Here is a 14,566-nt window from a genome sequence, read left to right as displayed (position 1 = left end):
GTCAGGCCTCCAAGGGCGAGTGGGCAAGATCGACGTTGAACACCTGGGCGGCGTAGCGCAGGAACGACGGGTCTTCACAAACGTTCTTGATCGGGTCGTCGGAGAACTTCACCACCGGTTCACCATGCACCCGCACCAGTTTCATCACGATGCTCAGTGGCTCCACGCCTTCGACATCGCAGGCCAGGCTGGTGCCCATGCCAAACCCGAACCTGGCCTGGCCACGCACGTGGCGCAGGATCGGCAGGCATTTCTCGAAGTTCAGGCCATCGGAGAACATCAGGTCCTTGGTCCGTGGGTCGATGCCCAGTTCGCGGTAGCGGGCCAGGACCTTGTCGGCCCAGAGCAGCGGGTCCCCGGAATCCTGGCGCAGGCCGTCGTAGAGCTTGGCGAAGTACAGGTCGAAGTCCTTGAGGAAAAAGTCGGTGCTGATGCAGTCGGTCAGGGCGATGCCGAGGCGTCCGCGATACTCGTGCACCCAATTCTCCAGGGCCGCATTCTGGCTCTCCCGCAACCGCCCCAGTTGCTGGTGCACCATCAACCACTGGTGGGCCATGGTGCCGATCAGCGGCAGGTCGAACTCGTAGGCCAAGTGCGCATTGCTGGTGCCGACAAAGACCCCAGGGAAATCACTGCGCATGATCTTCACCACTTCGCGCTGGGCCTTGAACGACAGGCGCCGGCGGGTGGAAAAATCCGAAACGCGGAACTCGGCGAGTTCGTCGCGGCTGGCGTTTTTCTCCAGCCATTCGAACTTCTGATAGAGCCGGCGAGTGACATCCTCAAGCTCCACCTCGGGGTACTTATCGCGGTTGCGCAACTCGCTGACCATGGCCAGCACCGGCTGCTCGAACATGATGCAGTGCAGCATCGGACCACGGACGCGGATGCTCAGTTGGCCGTCGACCGCCGCCACGTGGATGTAGCGCAGGTTGAAGCGGAACAGGCCGAGGAACTGTTCGAAGTCCGGGGTCAGGTACTCACGAAAGCGCTTGTTGAACAAAAAGCGCTGTTCGCCTTCGCGCATCTGCAGGCCGGCGAGCTTTTCCAGTTCCTGGCGGATCTCGGGGATCAGGTGCACCAGGGACTCTTTGGAGCGGACGATGAACTGGTATTCCACATCGACATTGGGGTGCTGGTGCAGCACCGCCTGCATCATGGTGAAGGTGTAGTAGTCGGTGTCCAGCAGGCTCTGAATCACGCCGTTGTTACGGTCGAATGCACTTTCCATGATGACTCCTCAGGCCTTGGCCAGTCTGGCGGTTGCTTCGCGGGTCGCGGCAACCGCGATGCCCGCTCGTTGCATGTCGTCGATCGCCTGGGTAGCACCCTCGGCGCTGATGGCGCGACAGGCCGGCAGGTGAATGATCACCTTGAAGCCGGCGGCGGCCAGTTGCAGGGCGGTGGTCTTGACGCAGAAATCCAGGGCCAGGCCGCCGACGATGACTTGTTGCACGCCCTGGCTGTTGAGGTACTCGATGACCCCGGTGGAGAGCTTGCCGTGCAGGTCGTGATAGCAGGCGCCATAGGGGTGCAGGTCCGGCTCCACGCCCTTCCACACGAAGTAGTCGTAGTCGTACGGCGTGGGCAACTCGTCCAGCAGGGTGAAGCCTGCGGTGCCCGGTACGCAGTGGCTGACCCAGGTCAGGTCGGCGTGTTCCAGGCCGGTGGGCTGGAGCATCTGTGCGTGCTCGGCCACCACCCAGGGAGCCTGGGGGCTGTGGGCGTCCTTGCTGCCGATGCGCAGGCTGGCCAGGGTCGCCATGAAATTCAGCTCGCCGCCGATGCGATCGCCTTCGGCCACGGGCAACTCGTTCGGGCACAGCGGGGTAAAGCTCTTTTGTGCATCGACATCGAAGGAAGCGGTCTTCATCGTTTGGCTGTTCATGCTGGGTCTCTCCTCTGCATGGAGCACAAAGTACATGTCATGTACTTTCATGGCAAGCCCCTATGGATTTTATTTTTATCAATCGATCTTCAATCAATCTGCAAGAACAAGGTGCAAAAGGAGATTCTCCGCCGACAAAAGCGATGCTAAGGTACACGTCATGTACCAAACGAGGAAAAGCAGATGTTTGAACTGGCCCTCTATGGCGGCGCCTTCAACCCGCCCCACGCCGGACACGCCCGGGTGATGCTCGAAGCCGCTCGCCACGCCCGCCGGGTACTGGTAGTCCCGAGCTTTCGCCACCCGGACGGCAAGCGCATGGCCGATTTCGAGCAACGGGCCAACTGGTTGCAGGCGATCACCACGCACTTGCAGCCCGAGTGCCAGGCCGAGTTGGCGGTCAGCCGCCTGGAGCGGCAGCTGGCCCTGGCCGATCCGGGTCCGGTCTACAGCTTCACTCTGCTGCAACGCCTGGCCGACGACCTGGCCCTGGACGGCAAGCGCATCGCCCTGGTGGTGGGTGAAGACGTGGCGCGGCAGTTGCCCAGGTTCCATCGCGGCGAAGAATTGCTGCAACGCTTTTCCATCCTCTGCATCGAGGAACAGCCCGGGGTCCGCAGCAGCGTATTGCGCCAGTGCCTGGCCCGCGGCGAAACACCGCCCAGCCAATGGCTGGCACCGGGCATGAATCCGCTAAACTACGGCCTCTACGCCGTCCACGGAAGTTGATATGCACGATCGCACCACCCTCCCCAGCGCCTACCTGCACACCATCGACCTGTGCCTGCTGCGCTACAACCGCGAGCGCTGCGAGCTGGAAATTCTCCTTCACCAACGGGACAGCGAGCCATTCGCCGGACACTGGGCACTGCCGGGCATCGTGGTCAACGGCGATGTCGAGGACCGCAGCCTGAATGACGCGGTGGAACGCCTGCGCCGTTCAAGCAAAGTGGACATGCCCCTGGCCTGGCTGGAACAGGTGGGCACCGTCGGCGACGCCTTCCGCGATCCGCGCTGCTGGTCGTCCTCGACCTTTTACCTGGGAATCGTCAGCGACCCGGTGCAGCCCGGCCCGCAGCAGGGTTTCTTTGCCCTCGCGGACGTAGCCAGCGGCGCCTTCAAACTGCCTTTCGACCACAACAGCCTGGTAGCCCAGACACGGGAGCGACTGTTTTCCAAATCCCTGTACAGCAGCCTGCCGCTGATGTTTCTCGGCCAGGAATTCAGCGCCCCCGAGGCGGTGAGCATCTTCTCCCTGGTGCTGCAGCGGCCAGTGCTCAAGACCAGCATCCGCCAGCGCCTGCTGAAGATGAGCGAGGCCGGTTACCTGCAGGAAACCGGGCGCAAGAAAAGCGGCGATGGCGGCCGCCCTCAGGCCACAGTGGAAAGCCTCAAACCCACCGAGTTGTACCTGTTCGATCGTTGTTTTCTGGAGTAATGCCGCCCATGAGTTCCGTCACCGAAAGCCAGTGCCTGCTGCAAACCCCGTACTTCAAGGTGGTCCGCGAAAACGGCTACTTCATCATCAAGGAAGCCCAGGCGGTAAACGGCGTGGTGGCCGTGCCGACCCTGGCCGATGGCCGGCTGATGCTGGTTGACCTCAAACGCCGGGCCATTGGCGGCCAGTCCATCGAGTTTCCCCGGGGCGCCATCGATGCCGGGGAAAGCGCCTGTGACGCCGCAGCCCGGGAACTGCTGGAAGAGACTGGCTGGCAGGCATCGCAGGTCCGCCAACTGGGCTTGCTGCACAGCAACACTTCGCTGATCGCCAGCGCGGTGGCGGTGTGTCAGGTCGAGATCGCCGACCAGCAGAGCGCCGCCACCGATGGCGAGGTGGACCATGTACTGTGGGTCAGCCGCCAGGAGTTGCTGGCGATGATCGCCGCCGGCCAGATCACCGACGGTCACACCCTGTCGGCAGCAATGATGTTGCTGGCCGCCGAGTCGGCCTGACGCCCCCACTTCTCTAGGGCGAAGTCGACAAAGCTGCGCAGCTTGGGCAGACGATAGCGGTCCTGGGCATACAGCAGGTGCATCGTCCGAAACGGCAACTGATAATCCTGCAGCACCGGCACCAGCCGGCCCTGCTGCAGGTCCTCCTCCACCAGCGCATCGGGCATCATCACCAGCCCCAGCCCACCCCGCGCCGCCCGGTGCAACCCGGACGAGGTGTTGGTCAGCAACGAGCCGGACACCGGAATCAGCACATCCCCCTCGGGCCCGCGCAACGGCCATTGGGTGGCGGTGGAGCTCCACTCGTCACCGGCCGGGTAGGCAAATGCCAGGCAGTTGTGCTGCTGCAGATCTTCGGGAACCTGCGGGGTGCCGCAACGCTCCAGGTACTCCGGAGCGGCGCAGATGGTCAGGGTGTAATCCTGCAGCGGCCGGGCAATCAGCGCTGAGTTGTCCAGGTTGCCCAGGCGCACGGCCACATCGAAGGCGCCGTCGCTCAAGTCGAAACGCTGATTGGCCAGGGTCAGTTCCACCTTGACCTGCGGACAGCGCTCCCGGAACTCGCTCAGGGCCGGAGCCAGGCGCTCGGTGCCGAAGGTCAGCGGCGCGGTGATGCGCAAGGTGCCGGAGGGCTCGCCTTGAGCCTGCTCCGCCAGGCGCTCGGAGTCCGCTACCAGGCCCAGAACCGCCAGACAACGCTGGTAGTACTCGGTGCCGAATTCGGTAAGGCGCTGGCGTCGCGTCGTGCGGTTGAGCAGGCGCACCCCAAGGCGCTGCTCCAGGGCCCGCAGGTGATTGCCCACCATGGTGGTGGACATTGCGCATTCCCGGGCGGCGGCCGTCATGTTTCCCGCCTCCACCACCTTGACGTACACCGACATCGCCTGGAACAGATCCATTATCAACCCTGACTTCAAGATGATTAAAGAAATGGCGAGTTTATCTAGCCTGAATGGCTAACGATACTGGCAGCACACCCCCTGAGATGGAGTCGCCCGCCATGACCGCCGCCTGCCTGATGAGCACCTACCAGCCCCTCGCCCTGAGCTTCTGCAAGGGCCTGGGCAGCCGCCTCTGGGACCAGACCGGGCGTGAGTACCTGGACGCCATCGCCGGAGTCGCGGTGACCGGTATCGGCCACTCTCATCCACGCCTGGTCAGCGCCATCCGCGAACAGGCCGGCCTGCTGCTGCACAGTTCCAACCTCTATGACATCCACTGGCAGCAGCAACTGGCCGCCAAACTGACCCAACTGAGTGGCATGGAACGGGTGTTCTTCAACAATTCCGGGGCCGAAGCCAATGAAACCGCCCTCAAGCTGGCGCGCCTGCACGCCTGGCACAAAGGCATCGAGCAGCCCCTGGTGGTGGTCATGGAAAACGCCTTTCATGGCCGGACCCTGGCCACCCTGGCCGCCAGCGACGGCCCGGCAGTGCGCCTGGGCTACGGCCAGCTACCGGACGGTTTTCTCAAGGTGCCGTTCGGCGATCTGGCCGCCCTGGAATCGGTCGTTGCCAAGCACGGTCCGCGCATCAGCGCGGTGCTGATGGAGCCGATCCAGGGTGAAAGCGGCATCCAGCTGGCTGCGCCCGGCTACCTCAAGGCCGTGCGTGAGCTGTGCACCCGGCGCAACTGGCTGCTGATGCTCGACGAGATCCAGAGCGGTATCGGCCGCACCGGGCGCTGGTTCGCCTGTCAGCACGAAGGCGTGGTACCGGACGTGATGACCCTGGCCAAGGGCCTGGGCAATGGCATTCCCATCGGTGCCTGCCTGGCCCGGGGCAAGGCCGCCGAACTGTTCACCCCAGGCAGCCATGGCAGTACCTTCGGCGGCAATCCCCTGGCCTGCCGGGCGGCCTGCACCGTACTGGACATCATCGAGGAACAGCAGTTGCTGACTAACGCCGAGCAACGCGGCGCCCAGTTGCTAGGTCGGTTGCGGGAGGAGCTGGCGGGACATCCGGCGGTACGCGAGATTCGCGGGCTGGGGCTGATGGTGGGTATCGAGCTGGTGCAGCCGGCCCAGCAGTTGGTGCAGATCGCCGCCCGTGATCATGGCCTGCTGATCAATGTCACCCGGGGCACGACCATCCGCCTGCTGCCCCCCTTGGTGATCGATGCCGCAGAAGTGGAGATGATCGTCGACGGGCTGCGCCAAACCCTCGAGGCGCTGACATCGCGCCACGGCTGACGCGATGACGCTGGGCAAGTTCCGGGGCGCGCAGCGCCTGCCCCGGGCTAGCCGGCTATGCAATTCAGTCGTCCAGCGGCTTGGGCGCCGCCGCCGGCTTGGTCGCCTTGCCGGCCTTGGCATTGGCCGGTTTGGCTTCCGGCTCGGGAGCCGGAGCTGGAGCCGCGGCCTGTTTCTCCGCCGCCGGCAACTGGTCGACCGCGCTGAAGACTTCCTTGAGCTCGATGCTTCCGGAGTGCTCGAGCTTTTTCTCGCCGTCCTTGCCCACCAGGATCACCTTGGTCTGGGCCCCCGCCCCCAGCTTGAGGCTGCGGATCAGGGCCATGGTGGATTGCGGGTCGATGTCCTTGCCATCGCGCTGGCCGATGGTGTTGATCACCGTGTACAGGACCATGTTGCGTTCGTTGAAGGCTTGACGGGTCGCCGGCTCATCCAGGGACTTCTTCAGGCTCACCAGGGTCGGGTCCACGGTGCTGGGGGCGATCACGATCAATGGCCGTGACTTGCCCAGGTCCTGAGCCAATGGGCCGTCGTTGTCGGCCGCCAGGACCGGGCCGGCGACAGCGAGCAGAGTAGCGAGGGTCAATGACCGAATGAACATGCGTCTCTCCTTATGTTTTCCACGCAGTAATGATTGCGCATTGCAGGAAAAGGTCCAGGCCGGGACTCAAAATCTGACATTTTTTTGCCCGGCCGGCCGGGCCTGCGCCTCGTGGTCTATAGGCGGCGGGAAACAAGGGCTACAGGGTTGGCAGCGATCATCGAAGTGCATTCCACGGTAAGGTTTTGTTGCATATAAGCGGGCTGTACGGAATATCGGAACAGCGGTTGCGCCGAAACTTTCACGCCCTCCTCCGGCAGCAGAATATGCCGTCTTTCATACCACCGTCCCTGACCAGCTCGTACATCAAGCGTATTGAACGGCAGCCTTTTAAAGTTGCTTGCAAAGTGTCATTTTGCAAACGCCAGAAAACAGGCACAACGGCTCAATGACCTTTAACAACCCTTCTATATCAGGGCTTTCGATGCTTTCAGCATCTCGCTGAACTCACCCAGCAATGCAAAGGGAACAACGCATCGAGGCACAGGCTGATATCAGCCGAAAGTTGCAACTCGCTCTGCAGTTCAATGCACAGAACAATGATCTGGAACAAATAACTCAATGAACGCCGACTTGTTCTTCCATTGCCGACCGAACTATAGTGCGGCGCGGCACGGACAGCCCGTTACACCACCCTTATTGCGCGGCAACTCGTTACATTCCTGAACGTTATCCAACGGCGGTTTTTTCGAATGAGCGTCCGACCCCGATGATCCCTCTCCTCGTCTGCGATGACTCGAGCATGGCCCGCAAGCAGGTGCTGCGGACCTTGCCCAGCGAGTGGCGGGTGTCCGTGACCCAGGCCTGCAACGGCCGCGAAGGCCTGGAAGCCCTGCGCCGGGGGCTGGGCAAGGTGGCGTTGCTGGACCTGACCATGCCGGTGATGGACGGCTACCAGGTCTTGAGTGCGGTGCAGGAAGAAGGCATCGACGCACAGATCATCGTCATCTCCGGCGACGTCCAGGAAGAAGCGGTCCGTCGCACCCGCGAACTGGGGGCCCGGGCCTTCCTGAAGAAGCCCTTCGATCCCCAGCAGTTGCGCGCACTGCTCAACGAACTGCAACTGCTGGACAGCCCTGGCGCATCCCCCGTCGCCCCCCTGTCGCCGCCACCCCTGGTGACCTTTCGCGACGCGTTCCGGGAAACCGTCAACGTCTCCATGGGCTACGCCGCGGCGCTGATCGCCAAGGTCCTGGACGTGTTCGTGCACCTGCCGATCCCTCACGTCAATGTGCTGGAGGCCGGCGAACTGCAGATGCTCCTGGCCGATGCCAATCGCGCCCGGCAACTGACTGCCATCTGCCAGAGCTATATCGGCAGCGGCATTGCCGGCGAAGCGCTGCTGATGTTCTACGACTCGGAAGTGGCCGACATCGCCCAACTGATGGAACAGGGCACCGATCCCTATCAGGAAATGGAAGTGCTGATCGACCTGTCCAGCGTGTTGATCGGTGCCTGCTTGAGCAGCATTGCCGAGCAGTTAGATGTGTTCTTTTCCGTGGGTCATCCCCAGGTGCTGGGCGAACACACCACCATCGATGAATTGATCGTGCTCAACCAGCAACGCTGGAACAGGACCCAAGCGGTGGAGATCAGCTACAGCCTGGAAGAACAGAACATCCACTTCGACCTGTTGCTGCTGTTCACCGAGAGCTCCATGGCCTTGCTGGAACAGAAGCTCGCCTACCTGATGAATTGAGCCATGCCCAAACGAATGGATTTCAGTGAACTGCACTGGCTGCTGGCGGTGGTCCAGAGCATCGATGTGGGGATCGTGGTGCTTGATCTGGAGTGCCAGGTCCAGGTGTGGAACAGCTTCATGGAGAACCGCTCCGGCGTGCCCTCCAAGCAGGCCATCGACCAGTCCTTTTTCGAGCTGTTCCCCGAGGTCGAGCGACCCTGGTTCACCCGCAAGGTCGGGCGTGTGGTGGCCCTGGGCACACCGGCCTTTACCATCTGGAAGCAGCGGCCGTACCTGGTGCATTTCAACAATTACCAACCGATTACCGGCCAGGGCGAGTTCATGTACCAGAACACCACGCTGCTGCCGCTGCGTTCGTCCAACAGCGAGATCCATCATGTCTGCCTGGTGATCTACGACCTCACCGACGTGGCGATCAACAGCCTGGCGCTGCAGAAGGCCAACCAGCAGTTGCAGCACCTGTCACGCGTCGACCACCTGACCCAGCTGTTCAACCGTGGCCACTGGGAACAGCGCCTGGCGTTCGAATACAGCCGCCACGGCAACGCCATTGCCCTGCTGATGCTGGACATCGACCACTTCAAGTCGATCAATGATCGCTACGGGCACCAGGCCGGCGACGCGGTGATCAAACGCGTGTCGCAACTGATCCACGAGCATGTGCGCGACAGCGATGTGGCCGGGCGTTATGGCGGCGAAGAGTTCGCCATCCTCCTGCCCCACACCGATCTGGCCGGTGCCCACACCCTGGCCGAGCGCCTGCGCCAGTCGGTGGAAGCACAACAGGTGATCCACAACGGCCAGGCCATCGCCTTCACCATCAGCCTGGGCATCGCCTGCCTCGACCGTCCGGCCCGGGACCACCGTTGCCTGATCGAGTGGGCCGACCAGGCGCTGTACGCCTCCAAGCACGCCGGGCGCAATCGGGTCAGCACCTACGCGCCTTGAACAGGGGCGCTCCGGCCCCTTGAAAAAAAGCCACCGCCAAGGGATAAACTGCGCGCTTTTCCGGTCCATCCCCCGGTCTGCTACGCCTTTTCCAGCGCCACAAGGAGTCCTGCGCGCATGTCCCAGTCGAATTCGAACCTGTCCCCGCAACAGCAATGGCAGCAAGCCGTGCTGACCTATGCCCGCGACATCAACCACTATGTCGAAACCGGCACCCGCGAGGGCTGGAAGGGCTTGAAGGAGCCGAACATGCCCGATACCGAGCACCTGTTGCAGGACTGGCAAGCGGCCCTGGAAGCGAGCAATCAGCGCCCCCATGATGAGGCCGCGCGCCAGGCGTTCCGCCAGGACTGGCCGCCGGCACACTTCCCACTGACGCCGCGCCTGGAAAGCCAGGGGCGGATGATTCCGACCCTGGCCCTGTTGCCGGACGGTAGCCTGCTGGCACGCATCGGCGCGCCCTACGAGGCCGGCTTCGTGGTGCATATCGACGATGCGCGGATCCAGACCCTGGAGCAGGTGGAGTGCTTCGGCATGTGCCCGCAGCGGCGTTACTTCGCCTGGGGCCGGGCCGACGGCATCCAGGTCACTGACGGCTGGAATGGGCCTCAGGTGGCCAGCTTTCCCTGGCCCGCCCCTCACGCCGGCCTGCCGGCAGGTCTGGAGCTTGAAGACAGCGGACGCCCCTCTGCCACCAGCCTGATCCCTTTCCCCGACGGGCGCCGGGTGCTGCTGGTGAGTGCCGACGGCATCTTCGTCCTGGCTGCCGATGGCGCCACCCGCCTGCTGCGCAGCCTTGAGGACATCCAGCAGGACCTGGCCGACGGCGTCGCCGCCGAAGACCTGAGCATCGGCCTGAGCATGGAACATGGCGCGGTGTCGCCCGATGGCCAGTGGATCGCCATCGGCGAGCAAAGCGGGATGCACCTGGTGTTCGATGCAAGGTTGCAGCAGGTCGCGCAGATCGGCCCCGCCAGCGAGTACCCGCACTTCGCTCACTTCAACCAGCGCGGCGACCGCCTGCTGCTCAATGCTTGCCACTTCTATGGCGGCGCCAGCGTGGGGGTGGCGGTAGCCGACCTGCCGGGGCTCTCCACCGACTTCTACAGCGACGACCCGCGCACCCCGGTGCTGCAAGAAGGCGCCCGGGTGTATGCCGCTGCGTCACGGGGCGACGAGTTCATCATCGGCGACGCCTACGGTTACCTGCGGGCCATCAGTGAAACCGGCGAAGAGCGCTGGCAGCACTACATCGGCTCGACCCTCACCGCCATGGACATCAGCGTCGACGGCAAGACCCTGGTGGCCGCGAGCTATGCCGGGATCATCGTCCAGATCGCCCTGGATAGCGGACGACCGGACTGGCAGATCGGCACCGGCGAGCACCACGAACTGCGGCGCTGGCTGTTCTGGAAGGACTTCGCCAAGCCCCTGCTGTGGTGAGTGGGTTTTAAACCGGCGGGCGCGAGAAACTCACCTGCAGTTGCAGGTGATCCGGATCATCGATCGCCCGCAGGTACTCCTCGACACTGACCTCGCCAGCACTGGAGCGCGCCCCCGAGACCGGCACATGGCCGGCCAGCAGCTTGTGCACCAGGGCCACCGCAGCGCAACTGGGGATCTCCGGGCCGTGATCGTGGGTGGCGGTCAACTGCGCGTACATCGACAGCGGCTGACCGTCCTGGCCCAGGCCATGCACGTCCACGTACATGGCACTGAGGCCGTCGCCGAAACCTTCAAACCAAGTGCCGCAACGATGCAGACGCGCAGCCCAAGGCGCCGGGTCGGCGATCAGCCCGAGCTTCACCGCCTGGGCCAGCAGAGCGTTGGCCAGCCCGGCGATCTTCAGCCCGGCACCCGCCTTGAAGCTCAAGGTGTGGGCGCCATAACGCTCGGCGAACAGGTCCAGGTCCGGTACATCGACATTGGCCACCAGCCGCGTGCCCAGCCTGGGCAGCTTGCGCAAGGTCAGGCCCTGCCAGCCGATCACCGGGAGCGGCTGGCCGTCCTTGAGTTGCAGGATCGGCCGGCCGGCGTAGGCCAGTACACCCTGGATGGTGGACAAGCCGGGCATTTTCGCCGAGGAGGAAATACCGTGCTCGATCCGATCGATGCGGGAGAACCGCTCACGGTGCTCATCGATGATCGCCGTCGACAAGGTCGGCACCGAACTACACCCGCTGAGGAGAGTCACCCCGGCGGCCCGAGCCGCTTCATCCAGGGTGCCGATACCGCGCACGAACTGGCGGCAGTCGGCCAGGTCGCAGTAGTTGACCCCTGCCTCGATGCAGCCCTGGGCCACCGCGTAGGACTGGCCCTGGAACGGCCCTGCGGTGTGGATCACCCAATGCACATCCAGGGCCTTGAGCGCCGGCACCCACTGCGGGCCCATGGCATCGCCGCACCAGCCTTCGCAGGGCTGTCCAGCCTCGGCTTGCAGCGCCTGAACCTTGGCCGCGAGCTTGCGCGGGTCACGCCCGGAAATCAGCAGATGCACCCCGGGCGTCTGGATCAGATAGCGGCAGACGATGCTGCCGAAATTGCCATAACCACCGACCACCAACACCCTGAGCGTCATTACCTGCATCCTTGAACCAAGCCATTACGCAGCTGCCAAGCTGCCATTCGAGGCGCGGCAGCTTGGTGGATTTGCCAGGGATCGACAAGCCCCCGGTTGCCTGCGGCGGCCTCCTCAACCACCCTCGGCGAAGCGTCGTAATATTCAGTTAGAAAAAAAATGCCAATGCCGGTCCGGCATAATGCTATGCAAATTCCTCATCAACTCGGGCCTTGGAGCGTGTTAGCCTCGTCCCGCTATGTCGGCTTCGCATAATAAACTTGCCGGTTCACGCAACCGAGTGAGACCCAGACGCCTTGTTACCCCCCTTTGCTTCACCTTCATCTGCCCAACTAACGTTTCGCTGTGAGCCCTTCAATCATCGGCTCGCCAAGGGAACTGATTGCAAAATCTGACTCGACCTCAAGGTCGATCTCTCGATCCTATCTCGGAGCTGTTATGTCCAGGCTTTCCCATCAAGATTTGCGCCGCGGTTTCCGTGAACTGATCGCTTCCAACTCCTGCTACCACACCGCTTCCGTGTTCGACCCGATGTCTGCCCGTATCGCCGCCGACCTGGGTTTTGAAGTGGGCATCCTGGGTGGCTCCGTGGCTTCGCTGCAAGTGCTGGCGGCCCCTGACTTCGCCCTGATCACCCTCAGCGAATTCGCCGAACAGGCCACCCGCATCGGCCGCGTGGCCCAGTTACCGGTGATCGCCGATGCCGACCATGGCTACGGCAACGCCCTCAACGTGATGCGCACCGTGGTTGAGCTGGAGCGTGCCGGCATCGCCGCGCTGACCATCGAAGACACCCTGCTGCCGGCCCAGTTCGGGCGTAAATCCACCGACCTGATTGGCGTTGCCGAAGGCGTCGGCAAGATCCGCGCCGCCCTGGAAGCCCGGGTCGATAACGAACTGGCGATCATCGCCCGGACCAACGCCGGGATTCTCCCGGTGCAGGAAATCATCAGCCGCACCCAGCAGTATCAGCGTGCCGGCGCCGACGCCATCTGCATGGTGGGTATTCGTGACTTCGAACAGCTGGAGCAGATCTCCGAGCACCTGAGTGTGCCGCTGATGCTGGTGACCTACGGCAACCCGGCCCTGCGCGACGACGCACGCCTGGCGGAGCTGGGAGTGAAAATCGTGGTGGACGGCCACGCCGCCTACTTCGCCGCGATCAAGGCCACTTACGATTGCCTGCGGGAACAGCGGCAGATCTTCACCCAGGCCTCGGACCTGAGTGCCACCGAACTGGCTCATACCTACACCCAGCCCGAGGACTACATCGTCTGGGCCAAGGAGTTCATGAGCGTCAAGGAGTAACACCGGCGATGGGCCGGGGTGAGGCGCAACGCCTCAACCCTGGGCCGATTTCAGCGCGCCTTCCACGCAGTCGAGGATCTGCCCGATGGTCCAGGGCTTGCGAATGAAGGACACCGGATAACGCACCCCGGAACTCTCGGGGGTCTCGAAACCCGACATGACCACAATGGGCAGCGACGGCCAGTGCTCACCGCACAGGTTGCTCAGGCTGGCGCCATTGAGCCGGCCGGGCATGGTGATATCGGTCAGCAGCAGGGCCACGTCCGCGGCATGTTGTTGCAGGAACTCCCAGGCCCGGTCGGCACTCTCCATGGCCTCGGTGGCAAACCCCTCGTCCTGCAGAATCTCGCACAGGAACTCCAGCACCGTCGGTTCATCCTCCACCACCAGGATCAAACGGGAGGTGGCGTCTGGGTTGACGGACGAGGCTGGGTACATGGGGTAACACTCCCTGAAGGTTTGAGGACTCTACGGACAGGACCGCTGACAAGAGTTATGAGCGGCGGCTTGACGATAAATTCATTCCCGATGCGCCCGCAGTGTTTTTTTCGGACAGGTCCGAAGCGGCTGGCGATAATGCGACCCCGATATCAGCGTAACAAGGGAGACAGGTCATCCATGGAGTTCGATCCCCAACGCCTGGCCCAGGCCCGACACCTGGTGGTATTCAGTGGCGCCGGAGTCTCGGCCGAAAGCGCCATCCCGACCTTTCGCGACGCCCTGACCGGGTTGTGGGAGAACTTCGACCCGGCGCGGCTGGCCACGCCCCAAGCCTTTCGCGAGGACCCGGCGCTGGTCTGGGGCTGGTATGAATGGCGCCGCATGAAAGTGCTCCAGGCCCGACCCAACCCGGCCCACCTGGCGATTGCCGAACTGGCCCGACGCGTACCGCGCCTGACCCTGATCACCCAGAATGTCGATGACCTGCACGAGCGCGCCGGCAGCCCCTCGGTGCTGCACCTGCACGGCAGCCTGCACCACCCCAAGTGCTTCGCCTGCAACCGCCCCTTCAGCGGCGAACTGCCAGAACCCCTGTTGCCGGAGCAGGGTTGCAGCCTGGAGCCCCCCCGTTGCACCGGCTGCAACGGCAAGATCCGCCCCGGGGTGGTGTGGTTCGGCGAAGCCCTGCCACCGCACATCCTCAAGGAGGCATTCAAAGCGGCAGGCGAATGCGACCTGCTGTTGTCGGTAGGCACCTCGGGTCTGGTGCAGCCGGCGGCGCAGATCCCCCAACTGGCGCTGGAGCAAGGTGCCTGCGTGGTGCACATCAACCCGCAGCCCCAGGCCTGTACGAAGCCTGAGGAATACAGCCTGGTGGGCAAGGCCGGAGAGATTCTGCCGCAATTGCTGCGCCAGGCCTTTGCCTGATTTTCTGGCGGTTCAAGCCGAGCCGCCGT

The 14,566-nt window shown here is 63.4% G+C and carries 15 protein-coding genes; 9 read left to right on the top strand and 6 right to left on the bottom strand.

Going from position 1 to position 14,566, the window contains the following annotated elements:
• Position 1 precedes the first annotated feature (1 nt).
• Together pncB and PFZ56_RS18040 are read right to left on the bottom strand one after the other, a co-directional pair.
• A complete protein-coding gene (gene pncB, locus PFZ56_RS18045; protein WP_060838784.1) occupies positions 2 to 1,231 on the bottom strand; it encodes a nicotinate phosphoribosyltransferase in 1,230 nt (409 codons plus the stop codon).
• Between the two features lie 9 nt (positions 1,232 to 1,240).
• Positions 1,241 to 1,888 (bottom strand): isochorismatase family protein, encoded by a 648-nt coding sequence (locus PFZ56_RS18040; RefSeq protein ID WP_110595813.1) that lies wholly within the window; start codon positions 1,886 to 1,888, stop codon positions 1,241 to 1,243.
• Between the two features lie 183 nt (positions 1,889 to 2,071).
• On the opposite strand from PFZ56_RS18040, the gene PFZ56_RS18035 reads away from it, so the two are divergent.
• From PFZ56_RS18035 to PFZ56_RS18025, 3 genes are read left to right on the top strand one after another with little or no spacing between them, the layout of a single operon-like run.
• Entirely contained in the window at positions 2,072 to 2,617 is a 546-nt protein-coding gene (locus PFZ56_RS18035; RefSeq protein ID WP_170004448.1) for an adenylyltransferase/cytidyltransferase family protein, read from the top strand.
• 1 nt (position 2,618) lies between these two features.
• Positions 2,619 to 3,326, top strand: coding sequence for an NUDIX hydrolase (locus PFZ56_RS18030; protein WP_110595815.1), 708 nt, complete (start codon positions 2,619 to 2,621; stop codon positions 3,324 to 3,326).
• An 8-nt stretch (positions 3,327 to 3,334) separates the two neighbouring features.
• Entirely contained in the window at positions 3,335 to 3,841 is a 507-nt protein-coding gene (locus PFZ56_RS18025; RefSeq protein ID WP_102879876.1) for an NUDIX hydrolase, read from the top strand.
• Here PFZ56_RS18025 and PFZ56_RS18020 read toward each other — a convergent pair.
• Complete coding sequence (locus tag PFZ56_RS18020) at positions 3,793 to 4,740, bottom strand: LysR family transcriptional regulator (protein WP_102864313.1); 948 nt, start codon at positions 4,738 to 4,740, stop codon at positions 3,793 to 3,795. The two genes, PFZ56_RS18025 and PFZ56_RS18020, sit on opposite strands and share 49 nt — an antisense overlap.
• A 101-nt stretch (positions 4,741 to 4,841) precedes the next feature.
• Between PFZ56_RS18020 and PFZ56_RS18015 the strand changes: the two genes are divergently transcribed.
• Positions 4,842 to 6,032, top strand: a complete 1,191-nt coding sequence (locus PFZ56_RS18015; RefSeq protein ID WP_110595817.1) for an aspartate aminotransferase family protein — start codon at positions 4,842 to 4,844, stop codon at positions 6,030 to 6,032.
• A gap of 64 nt (positions 6,033 to 6,096) precedes the next feature.
• On the opposite strand, the gene PFZ56_RS18010 is transcribed toward PFZ56_RS18015, so the two are convergent.
• Positions 6,097 to 6,633, bottom strand: a complete 537-nt coding sequence (locus PFZ56_RS18010) for a DUF4174 domain-containing protein (protein ID WP_102879878.1) — start codon at positions 6,631 to 6,633, stop codon at positions 6,097 to 6,099.
• Between the two features lie 709 nt (positions 6,634 to 7,342).
• Here PFZ56_RS18010 and PFZ56_RS18005 point away from each other — a divergent pair.
• From PFZ56_RS18005 to PFZ56_RS17995, 3 genes are all read left to right on the top strand, one after another.
• Positions 7,343 to 8,332, top strand: coding sequence for a response regulator (locus PFZ56_RS18005; protein WP_102864310.1), 990 nt, complete (start codon positions 7,343 to 7,345; stop codon positions 8,330 to 8,332).
• A 3-nt stretch (positions 8,333 to 8,335) separates the two neighbouring features.
• Positions 8,336 to 9,283, top strand: a complete 948-nt coding sequence (locus PFZ56_RS18000; protein WP_170004446.1) for a sensor domain-containing diguanylate cyclase — start codon at positions 8,336 to 8,338, stop codon at positions 9,281 to 9,283.
• Positions 9,284 to 9,400: 117 nt separating this feature from the next.
• Positions 9,401 to 10,726 carry a hypothetical protein gene (locus PFZ56_RS17995; RefSeq protein WP_170004444.1) on the top strand — a complete coding sequence of 442 codons (1,326 nt, stop codon included), beginning with the start codon at positions 9,401 to 9,403 and terminating at the stop codon, positions 10,724 to 10,726.
• Between the two features lie 7 nt (positions 10,727 to 10,733).
• Here the strand turns inward: PFZ56_RS17995 and PFZ56_RS17990 are convergent, their stop codons facing one another.
• The gene (locus tag PFZ56_RS17990) at positions 10,734 to 11,861 is read right to left on the bottom strand and encodes a saccharopine dehydrogenase NADP-binding domain-containing protein (RefSeq protein WP_170004442.1); all 1,128 of its coding nucleotides are present in this window, start codon (positions 11,859 to 11,861) and stop codon (positions 10,734 to 10,736) included.
• 438 nt (positions 11,862 to 12,299) lie between these two features.
• Between PFZ56_RS17990 and PFZ56_RS17985 the strand changes: the two genes are divergently transcribed.
• The gene (locus tag PFZ56_RS17985; protein ID WP_102864306.1) at positions 12,300 to 13,169 is read left to right on the top strand and encodes an oxaloacetate decarboxylase; all 870 of its coding nucleotides are present in this window, start codon (positions 12,300 to 12,302) and stop codon (positions 13,167 to 13,169) included.
• 33 nt (positions 13,170 to 13,202) lie between these two features.
• Here PFZ56_RS17985 and PFZ56_RS17980 read toward each other — a convergent pair whose 3' ends face one another.
• Complete coding sequence (locus PFZ56_RS17980) at positions 13,203 to 13,607, bottom strand: response regulator (RefSeq protein WP_102879882.1); 405 nt, start codon at positions 13,605 to 13,607, stop codon at positions 13,203 to 13,205.
• A 180-nt stretch (positions 13,608 to 13,787) separates the two neighbouring features.
• Between PFZ56_RS17980 and PFZ56_RS17975 the strand changes: the two genes are divergently transcribed.
• Complete coding sequence (locus PFZ56_RS17975) at positions 13,788 to 14,537, top strand: NAD-dependent deacylase (RefSeq protein ID WP_170004441.1); 750 nt, start codon at positions 13,788 to 13,790, stop codon at positions 14,535 to 14,537.
• Positions 14,538 to 14,566 lie beyond the last annotated feature (29 nt).

The sequence above is a fragment of the Pseudomonas danubii genome, from assembly GCF_042980055.1.
GTDB lineage: Bacteria > Pseudomonadota > Gammaproteobacteria > Pseudomonadales > Pseudomonadaceae > Aquipseudomonas > Aquipseudomonas danubii.
Note: the sequence above shows the minus strand (reverse complement) of the source record. Positions and strands in the feature narration are given on the sequence as shown.

Coding starts and splice junctions, on each gene's coding strand:
- PFZ56_RS18030 (WP_110595815.1), top strand. CDS start 2,619: ATGCACGATCGCACCACCCTCCCCAGCGCCTACCTGCACACCATCGAC.
- PFZ56_RS18025 (WP_102879876.1), top strand. CDS start 3,335: ATGAGTTCCGTCACCGAAAGCCAGTGCCTGCTGCAAACCCCGTACTTC.
- PFZ56_RS18040 (WP_110595813.1), bottom strand. CDS start 1,888: ATGAACAGCCAAACGATGAAGACCGCTTCCTTCGATGTCGATGCACAA.
- PFZ56_RS17995 (WP_170004444.1), top strand. CDS start 9,401: ATGTCCCAGTCGAATTCGAACCTGTCCCCGCAACAGCAATGGCAGCAA.
- PFZ56_RS18015 (WP_110595817.1), top strand. CDS start 4,842: ATGACCGCCGCCTGCCTGATGAGCACCTACCAGCCCCTCGCCCTGAGC.
- PFZ56_RS18035 (WP_170004448.1), top strand. CDS start 2,072: ATGTTTGAACTGGCCCTCTATGGCGGCGCCTTCAACCCGCCCCACGCC.
- PFZ56_RS17975 (WP_170004441.1), top strand. CDS start 13,788: ATGGAGTTCGATCCCCAACGCCTGGCCCAGGCCCGACACCTGGTGGTA.
- PFZ56_RS17980 (WP_102879882.1), bottom strand. CDS start 13,607: ATGTACCCAGCCTCGTCCGTCAACCCAGACGCCACCTCCCGTTTGATC.
- pncB (WP_060838784.1), bottom strand. CDS start 1,231: ATGGAAAGTGCATTCGACCGTAACAACGGCGTGATTCAGAGCCTGCTG.
- PFZ56_RS17990 (WP_170004442.1), bottom strand. CDS start 11,861: ATGACGCTCAGGGTGTTGGTGGTCGGTGGTTATGGCAATTTCGGCAGC.
- PFZ56_RS18005 (WP_102864310.1), top strand. CDS start 7,343: ATGATCCCTCTCCTCGTCTGCGATGACTCGAGCATGGCCCGCAAGCAG.
- PFZ56_RS17985 (WP_102864306.1), top strand. CDS start 12,300: ATGTCCAGGCTTTCCCATCAAGATTTGCGCCGCGGTTTCCGTGAACTG.
- PFZ56_RS18020 (WP_102864313.1), bottom strand. CDS start 4,740: ATGGATCTGTTCCAGGCGATGTCGGTGTACGTCAAGGTGGTGGAGGCG.
- PFZ56_RS18000 (WP_170004446.1), top strand. CDS start 8,336: ATGCCCAAACGAATGGATTTCAGTGAACTGCACTGGCTGCTGGCGGTG.
- PFZ56_RS18010 (WP_102879878.1), bottom strand. CDS start 6,633: ATGTTCATTCGGTCATTGACCCTCGCTACTCTGCTCGCTGTCGCCGGC.